The organism is Clavibacter rahimiani, from assembly GCF_052654495.1.
The window spans coordinates 1-15,394 of sequence record NZ_CP199790.1; the positions used below are offsets into that span (position 1 = coordinate 1).

General features: G+C 69.0%; 13 protein-coding genes and 2 tRNA genes. 13 read left to right on the forward strand and 2 right to left on the reverse strand.

Going from position 1 to position 15,394, the window contains the following annotated elements:
* The 10 genes from dnaA (at position 1) to ACT7CP_RS00050 (ending at position 11,492) form a co-directional block, all read left to right on the forward strand.
* Positions 1-1,434 carry a chromosomal replication initiator protein DnaA gene (dnaA, locus tag ACT7CP_RS00005; RefSeq protein WP_413961831.1) on the forward strand — a complete coding sequence of 478 codons (1,434 nt, stop codon included), beginning with the start codon at positions 1-3 and terminating at the stop codon, positions 1,432-1,434.
* 582 nt (positions 1,435-2,016) lie between these two features.
* Positions 2,017-3,168, forward strand: coding sequence for a DNA polymerase III subunit beta (gene dnaN / locus ACT7CP_RS00010; RefSeq protein ID WP_413961832.1), 1,152 nt, complete (start codon positions 2,017-2,019; stop codon positions 3,166-3,168).
* A 20-nt stretch (positions 3,169-3,188) separates the two neighbouring features.
* The gene (gene gnd / locus ACT7CP_RS00015) at positions 3,189-4,076 is read left to right on the forward strand and encodes a phosphogluconate dehydrogenase (NAD(+)-dependent, decarboxylating) (protein ID WP_413961833.1); all 888 of its coding nucleotides are present in this window, start codon (positions 3,189-3,191) and stop codon (positions 4,074-4,076) included.
* A gap of 7 nt (positions 4,077-4,083) precedes the next feature.
* Positions 4,084-5,301 (forward strand): DNA replication/repair protein RecF, encoded by a 1,218-nt coding sequence (gene recF, locus ACT7CP_RS00020; RefSeq protein ID WP_445442848.1) that lies wholly within the window; start codon positions 4,084-4,086, stop codon positions 5,299-5,301.
* Positions 5,298-5,810 carry a DciA family protein gene (locus tag ACT7CP_RS00025; protein ID WP_012297501.1) on the forward strand — a complete coding sequence of 171 codons (513 nt, stop codon included), beginning with the start codon at positions 5,298-5,300 and terminating at the stop codon, positions 5,808-5,810. The genes recF and ACT7CP_RS00025 overlap by 4 nt, the downstream gene beginning before the upstream one ends.
* A gap of 188 nt (positions 5,811-5,998) precedes the next feature.
* Positions 5,999-8,044, forward strand: coding sequence for a DNA topoisomerase (ATP-hydrolyzing) subunit B (gene gyrB, locus ACT7CP_RS00030; protein WP_445442849.1), 2,046 nt, complete (start codon positions 5,999-6,001; stop codon positions 8,042-8,044).
* Between the two features lie 82 nt (positions 8,045-8,126).
* The gene (gene gyrA, locus ACT7CP_RS00035) at positions 8,127-10,814 is read left to right on the forward strand and encodes a DNA gyrase subunit A (RefSeq protein ID WP_413961836.1); all 2,688 of its coding nucleotides are present in this window, start codon (positions 8,127-8,129) and stop codon (positions 10,812-10,814) included.
* The gene (locus ACT7CP_RS00040; protein ID WP_011931227.1) at positions 10,807-11,214 is read left to right on the forward strand and encodes a DUF3566 domain-containing protein; all 408 of its coding nucleotides are present in this window, start codon (positions 10,807-10,809) and stop codon (positions 11,212-11,214) included. The genes gyrA and ACT7CP_RS00040 overlap by 8 nt, the downstream gene beginning before the upstream one ends.
* A 48-nt stretch (positions 11,215-11,262) precedes the next feature.
* Positions 11,263-11,339, forward strand: a tRNA-Ile gene (locus ACT7CP_RS00045).
* A gap of 80 nt (positions 11,340-11,419) precedes the next feature.
* Positions 11,420-11,492: transfer RNA gene (locus ACT7CP_RS00050), tRNA-Ala, on the forward strand.
* Between the two features lie 199 nt (positions 11,493-11,691).
* Here ACT7CP_RS00050 and ACT7CP_RS00055 read toward each other — a convergent pair.
* A complete protein-coding gene (locus ACT7CP_RS00055) occupies positions 11,692-12,324 on the reverse strand; it encodes a hypothetical protein (protein WP_445442850.1) in 633 nt (210 codons plus the stop codon).
* Positions 12,325-12,445: 121 nt separating this feature from the next.
* Here ACT7CP_RS00055 and ACT7CP_RS00060 point away from each other — a divergent pair, with 121 nt between their 5' ends.
* Together ACT7CP_RS00060 and ACT7CP_RS00065 are read left to right on the forward strand one after the other, a co-directional pair.
* Positions 12,446-12,985: a peptidylprolyl isomerase gene (locus ACT7CP_RS00060; protein ID WP_413961838.1), complete on the forward strand. Its 540-nt coding sequence runs from the start codon at positions 12,446-12,448 to the stop codon at positions 12,983-12,985.
* Positions 12,985-13,848 carry a rhomboid family intramembrane serine protease gene (locus ACT7CP_RS00065; protein ID WP_445442851.1) on the forward strand — a complete coding sequence of 288 codons (864 nt, stop codon included), beginning with the start codon at positions 12,985-12,987 and terminating at the stop codon, positions 13,846-13,848. Before ACT7CP_RS00060 ends, ACT7CP_RS00065 begins: the two co-directional genes overlap by 1 nt.
* Positions 13,849-14,246: 398 nt before the next feature.
* Here the strand turns inward: ACT7CP_RS00065 and ACT7CP_RS00070 are convergent, their stop codons facing one another.
* On the reverse strand, positions 14,247-14,486 hold the full coding sequence (locus ACT7CP_RS00070; RefSeq protein ID WP_015488825.1) for a cell division protein CrgA: 240 nt from the start codon (positions 14,484-14,486) through the stop codon (positions 14,247-14,249).
* Positions 14,487-14,592: 106 nt separating this feature from the next.
* On the opposite strand from ACT7CP_RS00070, the gene ACT7CP_RS00075 reads away from it, so the two are divergent.
* The gene (locus tag ACT7CP_RS00075; RefSeq protein ID WP_413961840.1) at positions 14,593-15,393 is read left to right on the forward strand and encodes a class E sortase; all 801 of its coding nucleotides are present in this window, start codon (positions 14,593-14,595) and stop codon (positions 15,391-15,393) included.
* Position 15,394: the final 1 nt, after the last annotated feature.

Genomic DNA, 15,394 nt, shown 5'->3' on the forward strand with positions numbered 1-15,394 from the left:
ATGTCCGACCGCTCCGACCCGACGCACGCGATCTGGCAGAACGTGCTCTCCGCCCTCACCGCGGACGACCGGATCACCCCGCAGCTGCACGGGTTCATCAGCCTGGTGGAGCCCAAGGGCGTGATGACCGGCACCCTCTACCTCGAGGTGCCCAACGACCTGACGCGCGGGATGCTCGAGCAGCGGATCCGCGTCCCCCTCCTCAACGCCATCGGTTCGCTCGACGAGGCGGCCGGCGTGAGCAACTTCGCCATCGTCGTGAACCCCGAGATCGCGCAGGACGCGTTCGCCCAGCACCCCGAGCCGGCAGCCGAGCAGCCGTACATCGAGACCCCCACCATCACGGCCCCGACGGACAACCCCGGTCTCCCGGCGTCCCCCTCCCGCGGCGACTCGCGCCTCAACCCGAAGTACGGCTTCGACACCTTCGTGATCGGCGGATCCAACCGCTTCGCCCACGCGGCCGCCGTCGCCGTCGCCGAGGCGCCGGCCAAGGCGTACAACCCGCTGTTCATCTACGGGGACTCGGGGCTGGGCAAGACGCACCTCCTCCACGCCATCGGGCACTACGCCATCAGCCTCTATCCCGGCATCCGCGTGCGGTACGTGAGCTCGGAGGAGTTCACCAACGACTTCATCAACTCGATCGCGAACAACCGCTCGTCGCTGTTCCAGTCGCGCTACCGCGACAACGACATCCTCCTGATCGACGACATCCAGTTCCTCCAGGGCAAGGACTCCACCCAGGAGGCCTTCTTCCACACCTTCAACACGCTGCACGACCACAACAAGCAGGTGGTCATCACGAGCGACCTCCCGCCGAAGCACCTCACAGGCTTCGAGGACCGGATGCGGTCGCGCTTCGAGTGGGGCCTCATCACCGACGTGCAGGCGCCGGACCTCGAGACCCGCATCGCGATCCTGCGCAAGAAGGCGCAGAGCGAGAAGCTGCAGGTGCCGGACGACATCCTCGAGTACATGGCCACCAAGGTCACGTCGAACATCCGCGAGCTCGAGGGGACGCTCATCCGCGTCACGGCGTTCGCCAGCCTCAACAAGACGCCGGTCGACCTGGCGCTCGTGCAGACGGTGCTGAAGGACCTGATCACGCTGGACGAGGACAACGTCATCGCGCCGGTCGACATCATCAACCACACCGCGGCCTACTTCAAGCTCACCGTCGACGACCTCTACGGGTCCTCCCGCTCGCAGGCGGTCGCCACCGCACGGCAGATCGCCATGTACCTCTGCCGTGAGCTGACGAACCTCTCGCTGCCGAAGATCGGCCAGCTGTTCGGCAACCGCGACCACACCACCGTCATGTACGCGAACAAGAAGATCACCGAGCTCATGAAGGAGCGCCGCTCCATCTACAACCAGGTGACGGAGCTCACGAGCCGGATCAAGCAGAATCACCGCTACGGCAAGATGTGACGCCGATCGCTCCGGGGCCTCAGAGGCGCGGGGCGGCGCGGACGCGAGCGAGAGGGGTCGGACCAGGGGTCCGGCCCCTTCGTCGTACCCGGGACGAGAGCCGAGGCCCAGCTGCTGCGAGGGGTGTGCGCACACCGGCAGCGTCCTCTCCGCACGACACGGACGACCCTGGTGGACCCTCTGAGGGGCGTCCGAGGTGCTCGAGCGACCTCCGCAGCTGCTCGAACGGGCTTTCCCCACAGTGTGCACAAGGTGTGGATAACTGTGGAGAACCGCCGGAGCGGATGTGGGTTCGCGGGCGGCGCCTGTGGAACCGAGCTCATCGCGACGACGTCGTTCCGTCGACTCCCCAGGCCGCTCCACACCCGTCCCACAACTTCCAGACGTGTAGTTCCCGCTCGATGACCGGGACTCCGGGAGTTGTCCACAGATTCCACAGCGGTTAAGACTATTGATCCTTAAACCCTTCATTGGATGTCGCCCAAGAACCTCAGGGTGTGGACGGATCGACGGTCCCGGGTGCCCCCGTCGGCACGGCTAGCATTGACCGACAAATCTTCCGCTCATCGAGGGGTCCACAACGTGAAGTTCCAAGTCAACAGGGACGTCTTCAGCGAGGCGGTGTCCTTCGCCGTCAAGCTCCTGCCGCAGCGCACGACCCTCCCGATCCTGAGCGGTGTGCTCATCGAGGCGACCGAGGACGGACTGACGCTGTCGTCGTTCGACTACGAGGTCTCGGCCCGCACGCAGATCCAGGCCGACATCGAGGAGTCCGGCCGGGTGCTCGTCTCCGGGCGCCTCCTGGCGGACATCGCGAACCGGCTGCCGAACGCCCCCGTGCGCTTCACCACCGAGGACTCCAAGATCAGCGTCTCCTGCGGGTCCGCGCACTTCACGCTGCTGAGCATGCCGGTCGAGGAGTACCCGACCCTGCCGCAGATCTCCGAGCAGTCCGGGCTCCTGCCGGCCGAGCAGTTCGCGGCTGCCGTGTCCCAGGTCGCCGTCGCGGCCTCCCGCGACGACGTGACGCCCGTGATCACCGGCGTGCAGCTCGAGGTGGGGGAGACCAGCCTCGGCCTCATCGCGACCGACCGGTACCGCGTCGCGGTGCGGGAGATCGACTGGGACGGCGGTGACTCCACGACGGACGGCACCACCCGCACCGCCCTCGTGCCCGCGCGCACGCTGCAGGAGATCGGCAAGACGTTCGGCCACAGCGGCACGATCTCGGTCGCCATCACCGACACCGACGACCGCCAGCTCATCGCCTTCAGCGCCGACCGCAAGACGGTCACCTCGCTCCTGATCCGCGGCAACTTCCCGCCCGTCAAGCGCCTGTTCCCCGAGACGGTCGACAACTACGCGGTCATCAACACCGCCGACCTGATCGAGGCCACCCGGCGCGTGCAGCTCGTCCTCGAGCGCGAGGCCGCCCTCCGCTTCACCTTCACCATCGACGGCCTCACCCTGGAGGCCATCGGCTCCGAGCACGCGCAGGCATCGGAGAGCATCGACGCCCTCCTCACCGGCGTGGACACCGTGGTCTCGCTCAAGCCGCAGTTCCTGCTGGACGGCCTGGGTGCCGTCCACTCCGAGTTCGTCCGCCTCTCGTTCACGAAGACGGACAACCCCAACAAGCCCGGTCCCGTGCTGATCACCAGTCAGTCGTCGAAGGACCAGGCTGGAGCAGACAACTACCGGTACCTGCTGCAGCCCAACCTGCTGCTGCGCTAGACCGCGATCAAGGAGAGAACATGCACATCGGACTCGTCGGACTCGGCAAGATGGGCGCCCGCATGCGCGCGCGCCTCGAGAAGAACGGCATCGAGGTGACCGGCTACGACACGAACCCCGACGTCTCCGACGTGGCGACGCTCGACGACCTCGCCGCCGCGCTCCCCGCACCCCGTCTGGTCTGGGTCATGGTCCCGGCCGGCAAGGTGACGCAGAACGTCGTGGGCGACCTCGCCCGCATCCTCGAGCCGGGCGACCTCGTCATCGACGGCGGCAACTCCAAGTTCACCGACGACTTCGCCCACGCGGGGCTCCTCAAGGACAAGGGCATCGACTTCGTCGACGCCGGCGTCTCGGGCGGCGTCTGGGGCCTGGAGAACGGATACGGCCTCATGGTCGGCGGACCCCAGGAGCAGGTCGAGCGCGCGATGCCCGTCTTCGACGCGCTCCGTCCCGAGGGCCCGCGCGAGGAGGGCTTCGTCCACGTCGGCGACTCCGGCGCCGGTCACTACGCGAAGATGGTCCACAACGGCATCGAGTACGCCATGATGCAGTCCTTCGCGGAGGGCTACGAGCTCCTCGCCGCGCGCACCGACATCATCAAGGACGTCACCGGCACGTTCGAGGCCTGGCAGCGCGGCACGGTCGTCCGCTCCTGGCTGCTCGAGCTCCTGGTCAAGGCGCTCAAGGAGGACCCGGGCTTCGCCGACATCGAGGGCTTCGTCCAGGACTCCGGCGAGGGTCGCTGGACCATCGAGGAGGCGCTCAGCAACGCGGTGCCCATGCCCGCCATCAGCGCGTCGATCTTCGCGCGCTTCTCCTCCCGCCAGGAGGACTCGCCGGCCATGAAGGCGGTCGCGGCGCTGCGCAACCAGTTCGGCGGCCACGCGGTGCAGAAGAAGTCCTGACCACCGGATGATCGTCCGTCACCTCTCCCTGGGTGACTTCCGCAACTACACCCGCGCGGACGTCGAGCTCCTGCCCGGTGCCACCCTCTTCGTGGGCAGCAACGGGCAGGGCAAGACGAACCTGGTGGAGGCGCTGGGCTTCCTGAGCACGCTCGGGTCGCACCGCGTCTCCACCGACCAGGCGCTCATCCGCCAGGGCGCGGAGTCCGCCGTGATCCGCGCGCTGCTGCAGCACGCCGGCCGGGAACTCCGGGTCGAGGTGCAGATCAACCGCTCGGCGGCCAACCGGGCTCAGGTCAACAGCACGCCGACCAAGCCGCGCGAGCTGCCGCGGTACTTCTCGAGCGTGCTGTTCGCGCCGGAGGACCTGGCGCTCGTGCGGGGCGATCCGTCCGGCCGGCGCCGGCTGCTGGACCAGCTGCTCGTGCTGCGGACCCCGCGGCTGGCGGGGGTCCTCTCCGACTACGAGCGGGCGCTCAAGCAGCGCAACACGCTGCTGAAGTCCGCGCGCGCACGCGGGATGAAGGCGGACCAGCTCGGCACGCTCGACATCTGGGACGAGCGGCTGGTGTCCATCGGTTCGCAGATCATCGCGGCCCGCGGCGCGCTCGTCGAGGCGCTGCAGCCGGAGCTCGCCCGCGCGTACCTGGCGGTGGCGGGATCCGATCACGGACCGTCCGCGCGTCCGGAGCTGAGCATCCTCGCGGACGACCCGGGGGAGGACGACATCGTCGACGAGACGGGCGCGCGCGACGGAGCCCGCTTCACGAGGACCGAGGACGTCGTGCCGGTCTTCGCCGCGGCGATCGCCCGCATGCGCCCCCGGGAGCTCGAGCGCGGGCTGACCCTGGTCGGCCCGCACCGTGACGACGTCCTGTTCCGGCTCAACGGGTTACCCGCGAAGGGCTACGCCAGCCACGGGGAGTCGTGGTCGTTCGCCCTCGCGATCAAGCTGGCGTCGGCCGAACTGCTGCGACGGGACTCGCAGACGGGCGATCCCGTGCTGATCCTCGACGACGTGTTCGCGGAGCTCGACCAGGCTCGGCGCGGGCGTCTCGCGGAGGCCGTGACCGGCTTCGAGCAGGTGCTCATCACGGCCGCGGTGCTCGAGGACGTGCCGGCGCACCTCGCGGCCAACGCCGTGCACATCCGGGCCGGCGAGATCGTCGACGCTCCCACGGCGGCGGTGCCGGCATCGCCGCGCGTCGACGGGGGAGTGGCGTGATCCCCCGCGCCCCCGACGGCGGCCCGATGCCGGAGTCCGAGGCCGTCGCCGTCTACCGCCGGTTCCGCCGCGTGTTCGGCGATGCGTCCGTCCGCTCGCCCTCGGCGCGCAAGCGGCGCGAGCAGAAGGCCGGCAGCTCCCCGTTCCAGCCCGGGCGGGATCCCGACTCGCTCGGCAACGTGATGGACTCGCTCACCTCGCGGATGGGGTGGACCTCCTCGCTCTCGCAGGCCGAGCTCATGGCCGCGTGGACCACCATCGCCGGCGAGGAGACCGCCGTGCACTCCTCTCCTGTCGGCATCGAGGACGGTCTCCTGACGGTCGAGTGCGAGTCGACGGCGTGGGCGACGCAGCTGCGGCTGATGCGCGTGGAGATCACGACGCGCATCGCGGAGCGCTTCCCCGACGCCGGCATCCGGTCGATCCGCTTCCAGGGGCCGAACGCCCCGTCCTGGAAAAAGGGTCCCAGGTCGATCCCAGGGCGGGGCCCGCGCGATACCTACGGCTAGGGAGGCGAATCAGGTCACCCCCGCCGCGAAAGCGCGTCAGACGGCCGGATAGGAGGTGCGGAGCGTACTCCTGCGATAGAATGAATGGTCGCCCGCAGTCCAGGGACGACGGTCGGCGGATCACCTGGTGATCGGTGCGCGACCGCCGTCGGGCAGGGGCGCGTCGACGCGGCAGGAGCCACCACTTCATGACATCGGATGCCTCACAGGACCTCCCCGACGACTCCACCACCGACGAGGTGGAGGTCGAGGAGACGCACAACGACTCCGACCACATCACCCGCCAGCAGGTGAGCAACGACTACGGCGCCAACGAGATCCAGGTGCTCGAGGGCCTCGAGGCCGTGCGCAAGCGGCCCGGCATGTACATCGGGTCCACCGGACCGCGCGGCCTGCACCACCTGGTGAGCGAGATCGTCGACAACTCCGTCGACGAGGCCCTCGCCGGCTACGCGAGCGACATCCAGGTCACCATGCGCCGTGACGGCGGCATCCGCGTCGTCGACGACGGCCGCGGCATCCCCGTCGACGTCCACCCGGTCGAGGGGATCTCCACGGTCGAGCTCGTCCTCACCAAGCTCCACGCGGGCGGCAAGTTCGGCGGCGGCGGGTACGCGGTCTCCGGCGGCCTGCACGGCGTCGGCAGCTCCGTGGTCAACGCGCTGTCGGAGCGCCTCGACGTCGAGGTCCGCCGCCAGGGCGCCGTGTGGCGCCAGAGCTTCACCATCGGGGTGCCGGACGCGCCGCTGGAGAAGGGCGAGGGGTCCACCGAGACCGGCACGACCATCACGTTCTGGCCGAGCCGCGAGATCTTCGAGACGGTCGAGTTCGACTACGACACCCTCCGCGCGCGCTTCCAGCAGATGGCGTTCCTCAACAAGGGGCTCGCGCTCACGCTGCACGACGAGCGCTCGGGCGACCCCGCGGAGCACCGCACGGAGAAGTTCCTCTACGAGCGCGGCCTCGTCGACTACGTCGAGCACCTCGTGAAGGCGAAGAAGACCGAGGTCGTCAACACCGACGTCATCGCCTTCGAGTCCGAGGACACGGTCAAGAAGATCAGCCTCGAGGTAGCGATGCAGTGGACCACCTCCTACACGGAGAGCGTCCACACCTACGCGAACACGATCAACACGCACGAGGGCGGCACGCACGAGGAGGGGTTCCGCGCGGCGCTCACCACGCTGGTGAACCGCTACGCGCGCGAGAACAAGCTGCTCCGCGAGAAAGACGAGAACCTCACGGGCGACGACGTCCGCGAGGGGCTCACGGCCGTCATCTCCGTCAAGCTCGGCGAGCCGCAGTTCGAGGGCCAGACGAAGACCAAGCTCGGCAACACGGAGGCGAAGGCCTACGTGCAGCGCATCGTCGGGCAGCAGCTCGGCGACTGGTTCGAGAAGAACCCGGCGCAGGCCAAGGACATCATCCGCAAGGGCATGCAGGCGTCGCAGGCGCGGCTCGCCGCCCGCAAGGCGCGCGAGCAGACCCGTCGCAAGGGGCTGCTCGAGTCGGGCGGCATGCCCGGCAAGCTCAAGGACTGCCAGAGCAAGGACCCCGCGCTCAGCGAGGTGTTCCTCGTCGAGGGCGACTCGGCCGGCGGATCCGCGGTGCAGGGCCGGAACCCCACGACGCAGGCGATCCTGCCGCTGCGGGGCAAGATCCTCAACGTGGAGAAGGCGCGCCTCGACCGTGCGCTGCAGAACAACGAGGTGCAGTCGATGATCACCGCGTTCGGCGCGGGCATCGGCGAGGACTTCAACGCCGAGAAGGTCAGGTACCACAAGATCGTGCTGATGGCCGACGCGGACGTCGACGGCCAGCACATCACGACCCTGCTGCTCACCCTGCTGTTCCGCTACATGCGGCCGCTCATCGAGCTCGGCTACGTCTACCTCGCGCAGCCGCCGCTGTACCGGCTGAAGTGGTCGAACGCCGACCACCAGTACGTCTACACGGACGCGGAGCGCGACGCGCTGCTCGCGCACGGCCAGGCGAACGGCAAGCGGATCCCCAAGGACAACGGCATCCAGCGCTACAAGGGCCTCGGCGAGATGGACTACAAGGAGCTGTGGGAGACGACCATGGATCCGGCCACGCGCACGCTCATGCAGGTCACCCTCGACGACGCCGCCGGCGCCGACGAGACCTTCTCGACGCTGATGGGCGAGGACGTCGAGTCCCGCCGCAGCTTCATCCAGCGCAACGCCAAGGACGTCAGGTTCCTCGACATCTGATCGACCAGGCGGCGGTCCGGCCCGATCCCGACCGCCGCCCGGCACCGCCCCCACGCTCCATCGACATCTGAACGGGACCTCCATGGCCGACGACATCACTCCGGACGACGAGCAGGGCACGGGGGCGACCCCGGACGACGCGCAGGCGCCGTCGACCGACGACGCCCTGCCGCAGGAGGGCGTGACGCCGGCGTCCTCCGCCGCCGCGGCGTCCGACTCGCTGCCGGGCGCGATCATCGACCCCGACGCCACGGTCGTCGTCACCCACGACCGCATCGAGCAGGTGGACCTCCAGCTCGAGATGCAGCGCTCGTTCCTCGACTACGCGATGAGCGTCATCGTGCAGCGCGCGCTCCCCGAGGTCCGGGACGGCCTCAAGCCCGTCCACCGCCGCGTGATCTACGCCATGTACGACGGCGGCTACCGCCCCGACCGCTCGTTCTTCAAGTCGGCCCGCGTGGTCGGCGAGGTCATGGGCCAGTTCCACCCGCACGGCGACTCGTCCATCTACGACGCGCTCGTGCGCCTCGTCCAGCCGTGGAGCCTGCGCTACCCGCTCGCGCTCGGCCAGGGCAACTTCGGCTCGGCCGGCAACGACGGCGCGGCCGCCCCCCGGTACACCGAGACCAAGATGGCCCCGCTCGCCATGGAGATGGTCCGGGACATCACCGAGGACACGGTCGACTTCCAGGACAACTACGACGGCCGCACGCTCGAGCCGAAGATCCTGCCGTCGCGCTTCCCGAACCTGCTGGTCAACGGATCCGTCGGCATCGCGGTCGGCATGGCCACCAACATCCCGCCGCACAACCTCCGCGAGGTCGCCGCCGGCGCCCAGTGGCTGCTCGCCCACCCGGACGCGAACCGGGAGGAGCTCCTCGAGGCGCTCCTCGAGCGGATCAAGGGGCCCGACTTCCCGACGGGCGCGCAGGTGCTCGGCACCAAGGGCATCATCGACGCCTACCGCACGGGCCGCGGGTCCATCACGATGCGCGCGGTCGTCGCGGTCGAGGAGATCCAGGGCCGCGTGTGCCTCGTGGTCACCGAGCTGCCGTACCAGGTGAACCCCGACAACCTGGCGATCAAGATCGCCGAGCTCGTGAAGGACGGCAAGCTCGGCGGCGTCGCGGACATCCGCGACGAGACCTCCGGCCGCACCGGCCAGCGCCTCGTCATCGTGCTGAAGCGCGACGCGGTCGCGAAGGTCGTGCTGAACAACCTCTACAAGCACACGCAGCTCCAGGAGAACTTCGGCGCGAACATGCTCGCGATCGTGGACGGGATCCCGCGGACGCTCGCGCTCGACGGCTTCATCTCCGCCTGGGTCGACCACCAGGTCGACGTCATCGTGCGCCGCACCCAGTACCGGCTCAACGAGGCCGAGGCCCGCGCCCACATCCTGCGCGGCTACCTGAAGGCGCTCGACGCGCTCGACGAGGTCATCGCCCTCATCCGCCGGTCCGAGACGGTCGAGGTCGCGCGCAGCGGCCTGATGAAGCTGCTCGACATCGACGAGCTGCAGGCCAACGCCATCCTCGAGATGCAGCTCCGCCGGCTCGCCGCGCTGGAGCGCCAGAAGATCCAGGACCAGGCGGCCGAGCTCGAGGAGCGCATCGCCGAGTACAAGCACATCCTGGCGACGCCGTCCGTGCAGCGGGAGATCATCAGCACCGAGCTGCAGGAGATCACCGACAAGTACGGCGACGACCGGCGCACGGAGATCATGCTCGGCTTCGACGGCGACATGAGCATGGAGGACCTCATCCCCGAGGAGGAGATGGTGGTCACGGTCACGCGCGGCGGGTACATCAAGCGCACGCGCATCGACAACTACCGCAGCCAGCACCGCGGCGGCAAGGGCGTGCGCGGCGCGCAGCTGCGGGCCGACGACGTGGTCGAGCACTTCTTCGTCACGACGACCCACCACTGGCTCCTCTTCCTCACGGACAGGGGGCGCGTCTACCGGGCCAAGGCGTACGAGCTGCAGGAGGCCGGACGCGACGCCAAGGGCCAGCACGTCGCCAACCTGCTCGCCATGCAGCCGGACGAGGAGATCCAGCAGGTCCTCGACATCCGCGACTACCAGGTGGCGCAGTACCTCGTGCTCGCCACCCGCGACGGCCTGATGAAGAAGACCGCGCTCACCGAGTACGACACGAACCGCACGGGCGGGATCATCGCGATCAACCTCCGCGACGGCGATGCGCTCGTGTCGGCGCTCCTGGTGGACGAGGACGACGACCTCCTCCTCGTGTCCCGCAAGGGCATGTCGCTGCGCTTCTCCGCCGACAACCAGGCGCTGCGTCCGATGGGCCGCTCGACGTCGGGGGTGAAGGGCATGTCGTTCCGCGGGGACGACACGCTGCTGAGCGCCTCCGTCGTCGGTCACCAGGGATACGTCTTCGTCGTCACCGAGGGCGGCTTCGCCAAGCGCACCGCGGCCGACCAGTACCGCGTGCAGAACCGCGGCGGCATGGGCATCAAGGTGGCCAAGCTGCAGGAGGCCCGCGGCGACCTCGCCGGCGCGCTGATCGTGGGCGAGGAGGACGAGATCCTCGTCGTGCTCGCCAGCGGCAAGGTGGTACGCTCCTCCGTGGCCGAGGTCCCGGCGAAGGGCAGAGACACCATGGGTGTCGTGTTCGCCCGATTCGCGGACGACGACAGGATCATCTCACTGGCCAAGAACTCCGAACGCAACCTGGTGGTCCCCGAAGCTGCGCCCGACGCGTCCGACGGTACCGCTGCTGGGAAGGGAACACCCGATGAGTAGTGTCGCCGAGAAGCTCGCGAAGAAGTCGTCGCGAGCGACAACCACCAAGCAGGTGCGTCTCAAGCTCGTGTACGTCGACTTCTGGTCGGCGCTGAAGCTCGCGTTCCTCTTCTCCGTGGTGCTCGGCATCATCACCGTCGTGGCGACGTTCCTCATCTACGTGGTCCTGCAGACCACGAACGTGTTCGGGACGGTGGACCAGCTGTTCCAGGAGGTCTCCGGATCCGCGGACTTCTCGCTCCAGGACGTCTTCGGCCTGGGTCAGGTCCTCGGCTTCGCGATCGTCGTGGCCGTGCTGAACATCGTCGTCGGCACCGTCCTCGGTGCCGTGGCCGCGCTGCTGTACAACCTCAGCGTGCGCATCACCGGCGGTGTGCTCGTCGGCTTCACCAACGCGTAGCCGATTGGGAGAAACGGGCAGGCGTACGGTAACGTGTACCTGCCCGATGGGGATATAGCTCAGTTGGTTAGAGCGCTTCACTGATAATGAAGAGGTCCCAGGTTCAAATCCTGGTATCCCCACCAACACCCCCGGATCCGCGTGATCCGGGGGCGTGGCGGGAATCGAGTCGGCCGGTCGCCCTGCGATCCGTCGCTCGCCGATCGGGGTCATAGCTCAATTGGTAGAGCGCCTGCTTTGCAAGCAGGAGGTCCGGGGTTCGATTCCCCGTGACTCCACACCACGCCCGTGATCGCTCCGGGCTCCTTCTTCTCGGCCGCTCGTGGCTCGAGCGCTTCCGAGCCGTGCTCCGCGTCGGCAGCACGCCCGCTCGCTCCCGGCAGATGCGGTGTGAGCGCGTCCTTCCCACGACGAAGGCCCGGGCACCTGTCGGTGTCCGGGCCTTCGGGGGATCGCGTGGCGATCGACGTGCGGTGATCAGCTCGCGGGCTGGTCCTTCGCGGTCGCGTCCACGGCCTCGGGCTCGTCGTCGGCGATCCACAGGTCGTCGTCTGCACGGAACGTCTGGAACAGCGCGTAGCCGACGCCGCCCACGACGACGACGCCGAGCCCGATGAGGGCGACCCCGCCGAAGCCGAGTCCCTTCTTCGCGGCCACGGGCGCGACGGCGGGCACGTAGCGGCCCACGTAGCTGCGGCCGTTGTCGACGTAGTGCTTGCCGAACTCCTGCGCCTTCGAGGAGACCTTGCCGGCCTTCGTGACGGCGTCCTTGACCTGCTTGCTGTTGCGGATGCCTTCGGTCGCGGCGACCGCGGAACCCGCGGCACCCGCGACGGCGGGGAGGACCGTGTGCGTGAAGCCCCGGTAGGCCGAGTCGGCGGCGCTGCGCACGCGCTCGGCGCCCGCCTCGTAGCCGGGACGGATGTGGTCGTCGACGCCGCGCTTGACGGCGGGGGCGACGTGCTGGTCGGAGAGCTTGCGCGCGGTGTGCGCGGCCTCGGCCACGACGACGTTGGCCCGGTCGAGGACCTCGCGCTGCTCCTTGAGGACGGCGGCCGCGTGGGTGCGGAGCTTCGCCAACTCCTTCTTGTTCTTGCGTGACAGACCCAAGGGGACCTCCATCGGTGTGATTTCGCCAGGAATCCCAGTCTGGCACGGGTGCCTCCGCGGGCAAACACGACGGAGCCTGTGCGTCCGCCGAGTCCCAGCTCCGCCGTGAGACCATGGCTCCATGTCTGCGCACACTCACGTCGCCACCATGACGACCAACCACGGCACCATCGTCCTCAACCTCTTCGGGTCCCACGCGCCCCAGACCGTCGAGAACTTCGTCGGCCTCGCCACGGGCGAGAAGGAATGGACCCACCCCCAGACCGGCAAGAAGTCGACCGACCCGCTGTACGACGGCGTCGTCTTCCACCGCATCATCAAGGACTTCATGCTCCAGGGCGGCGACCCGCTGGGCCAGGGCACCGGAGGCCCCGGCTACCAGTTCGACGACGAGATCAGCCGCGACCTCGACTTCTCGAAGCCCTACATCCTCGCCATGGCGAACGCCGGCACCCAGGGCGGCCGCGGCACCAACGGCTCGCAGTTCTTCATCACCACGGCGCCCACCACGTGGCTCCAGGGCAAGCACACGATCTTCGGCGAGGTCGCCGACGAGGCCTCCCGAAAGGTCGTCGACGCGCTCAACGCCGTCGCGACCGACGGCCGCGACCGTCCCCGCGAGGACGTCGTGATCGAGAGCGTCACCGTCGAGAAGGTCTGATGACCGATTCACCCCGTACGGCGGCCGACCGCTGCTACCGGCACCCCGACCGGCAGAGCTTCGTGCTGTGCCAGCGATGCGGGCGGACCATCTGCCCGGAGTGCCAGACGCCGGCCGCCGTCGGGGTGATCTGCCCGGAGGACATGAAGGAGCAGCGCCGCACCGCTCCTCGCTCACGGGCCCCGTTCGTCACGCGGATGAGGCGGAGTTCCGCTCCTGTCGTGACGTACGCGATCATGGCGGTCTGTGCCGTGGTTTGGGTCCTGCAGGTCCTGCCCGTCGTCGGCGGCTACGTGACCACGTCGCTGTGGTTCGCACCCGTGTACGGCAGCCTCGCCTCCGGTGACTACGAACCGTGGCGCATGCTCACGAGCGCGTTCACGCACTCCCCGGACAGCATCTTCCACATCCTGCTCAACATGCTGTCGGTCTTCGTCTTCGGACGCGTCCTCGAGCCCATGCTCGGACGTGCCCGCTTCCTGGCTCTCTTCCTCCTGTCGGCCATCGGCGGATCCCTGGCCGTCGAGGTCCTCGGCGCCGCCATGGGCGACCCGCTCACGGCCGTCGTCGGCGCCTCGGGCGCGATCTTCGGCCTCATGGGCGGGTACTTCGTGCTCGCCCGGAAGCTCGGGGGCAACGTCGGACCGCTGCTCGGCATCATCGTGCTCAACCTGCTGCTGGGCTTCATCGTCCAGGGCGTCTCCTGGCAGGCGCACGTCGGCGGACTCCTCACCGGGGCGGCCGTCGCGCTGATCCTCCTGCGCACGCGGGACGCCCGCCAGCACGGGCTCCAGATCGGCTCGCTGGTGGGCCTCGCCGCGGCGCTCGTGGTGGCGGCGGCCGTCGTCCCCGTCGCCATCTGACCCCGACCCCTCGGGCTCGTTCGTCTCCCCTGGAGGCAGACGAGCCGTCATGCCCCGAGCGCTCCGAGGCGCGCATCGCCGCCATCACGCGGCGGCCCGAGGTTATCCACAGGCCAGTCCACAGTGGGGATAGTTACACGCGTGTGATTAGCGGGCCGCCGGGCTGGTCCGGCAGGAGCCGGATCCGGGCGGCTCCAGCCGTGGATCCCGACGAGCACGCGCTTCCGCCGGTAACCCGCCTCGGCGACGGAGGACCACGTCGGAGCCCACATGGTTGTCCACATGTGTGGAGGCTTGTGCACAGGGATCCTGTGGACAACGTCCCGGCCGGCGCTGCCCAGGATGCAGACGAGCCCGCCACCTGGTGGGGTGACGGGCTCGGGAGGGGTGCGCTGCGGTCAGCGCCACCTGGTGGTCATGAGGAAGCCGACCAGGATCAGACCGAAGCCGATGAGGATGTTGCCGACGCCGAGGTCCGGGATGGGGAAGGCGTTGAGGCTGACGTAGTACACGATCAGCCAGGCGAGGCCCACGAGCATGAAGCCGAACATGATGGGCTTGAACCACACCGGGTTCGGGGCGTCCTCGTCGCGCACGCGTTCCTGGCGGGAGGGTCTCGTCGTCTTGTCGCGGGCCATGCCGAGATCCTACCGGTACCCTCCTCCACCGGGCCGGGAGGATGCCCGCTTCCCGAGGGGCTCCCGGCGAGGCGTCCCGTGCATGCGGGCCACCTACAATCGGCACATGACCGCACAGGATCCCGCCCCCACCCGCCGCGCGACGCGGCGCCGCGGTCGGCGGAACGACGTGGTGCTGGGCACGGTCGGCGTCCTCGGCGAGCTCCTCCTCACGGCCGGCGTGCTCATCATGCTGTTCCTGGGCTGGCAGCTGTGGTTCAACGACATCGTGGTGAGCAGCGGCCAGCGCGACCAGGCGCTCGAGAACAGTCGCAGCTGGGCGACGGCGGCACCGGAGGCCGAGGCCCCTGCGGAGCCCGACGCCTCGCCCGCCGCTCCCGGGGATCCGGTCATCACCACGGCGCCCGCGAGCGACGCCACCGACTTCGGCAACATCTACATCCCGCGCTTCGGCCCCGACTACGTGGTGCCGGTCGCGACCGGCGTGGGGCTCGGCAACGTCCTCAACCTCGGCAAGGTCGGCCACTACCGGGAGACGCAGATGCCCGGGGAGATCGGCAACTTCGCCGTGGCGGCGCACCGCACCACCTACGGGAAGCCCTTCAACCAGATCACCGACCTCCGGGTCGGCGACGCCATCGTGGTCGAGACGCAGGACGGCTGGTACACGTACCGCTTCCGTACACTCGAGTACGTGAAGCCCACCGGAGTCGACGTGCTCAACGAGGTGCCGCAGGCACCCGACGCGCAGCCGGGGGACCGCATCCTCACCATGACGAGCTGCAACCCGCTCTTCTCGGCCGCCGAGCGCGTGGTCGCGTACAGCGTCTTCGAGTCGTGGCAGCCGCGCTCGGACACCGCGAAGCCCGCCTCCCTGGCCGGCACGTCGTTCGCGCAGGCGGGCTGAC

Excerpts from the sequence above, each read along its gene's own strand:
- dnaA (WP_413961831.1), top strand. The coding sequence starts at position 1 with ATGTCCGACCGCTCCGACCCGACGCACGCGATCTGGCAGAACGTGCTC.
- gyrA (WP_413961836.1), top strand. The coding sequence starts at position 8,127 with ATGGCCGACGACATCACTCCGGACGACGAGCAGGGCACGGGGGCGACC.
- ACT7CP_RS00040 (WP_011931227.1), top strand. The coding sequence starts at position 10,807 with ATGAGTAGTGTCGCCGAGAAGCTCGCGAAGAAGTCGTCGCGAGCGACA.
- ACT7CP_RS00065 (WP_445442851.1), top strand. The coding sequence starts at position 12,985 with ATGACCGATTCACCCCGTACGGCGGCCGACCGCTGCTACCGGCACCCC.
- gyrB (WP_445442849.1), top strand. The coding sequence starts at position 5,999 with ATGACATCGGATGCCTCACAGGACCTCCCCGACGACTCCACCACCGAC.
- gnd (WP_413961833.1), top strand. The coding sequence starts at position 3,189 with ATGCACATCGGACTCGTCGGACTCGGCAAGATGGGCGCCCGCATGCGC.
- ACT7CP_RS00075 (WP_413961840.1), top strand. The coding sequence starts at position 14,593 with ATGACCGCACAGGATCCCGCCCCCACCCGCCGCGCGACGCGGCGCCGC.
- recF (WP_445442848.1), top strand. The coding sequence starts at position 4,084 with ATGATCGTCCGTCACCTCTCCCTGGGTGACTTCCGCAACTACACCCGC.
- ACT7CP_RS00060 (WP_413961838.1), top strand. The coding sequence starts at position 12,446 with ATGTCTGCGCACACTCACGTCGCCACCATGACGACCAACCACGGCACC.
- ACT7CP_RS00070 (WP_015488825.1), bottom strand. The coding sequence starts at position 14,486 with ATGGCCCGCGACAAGACGACGAGACCCTCCCGCCAGGAACGCGTGCGC.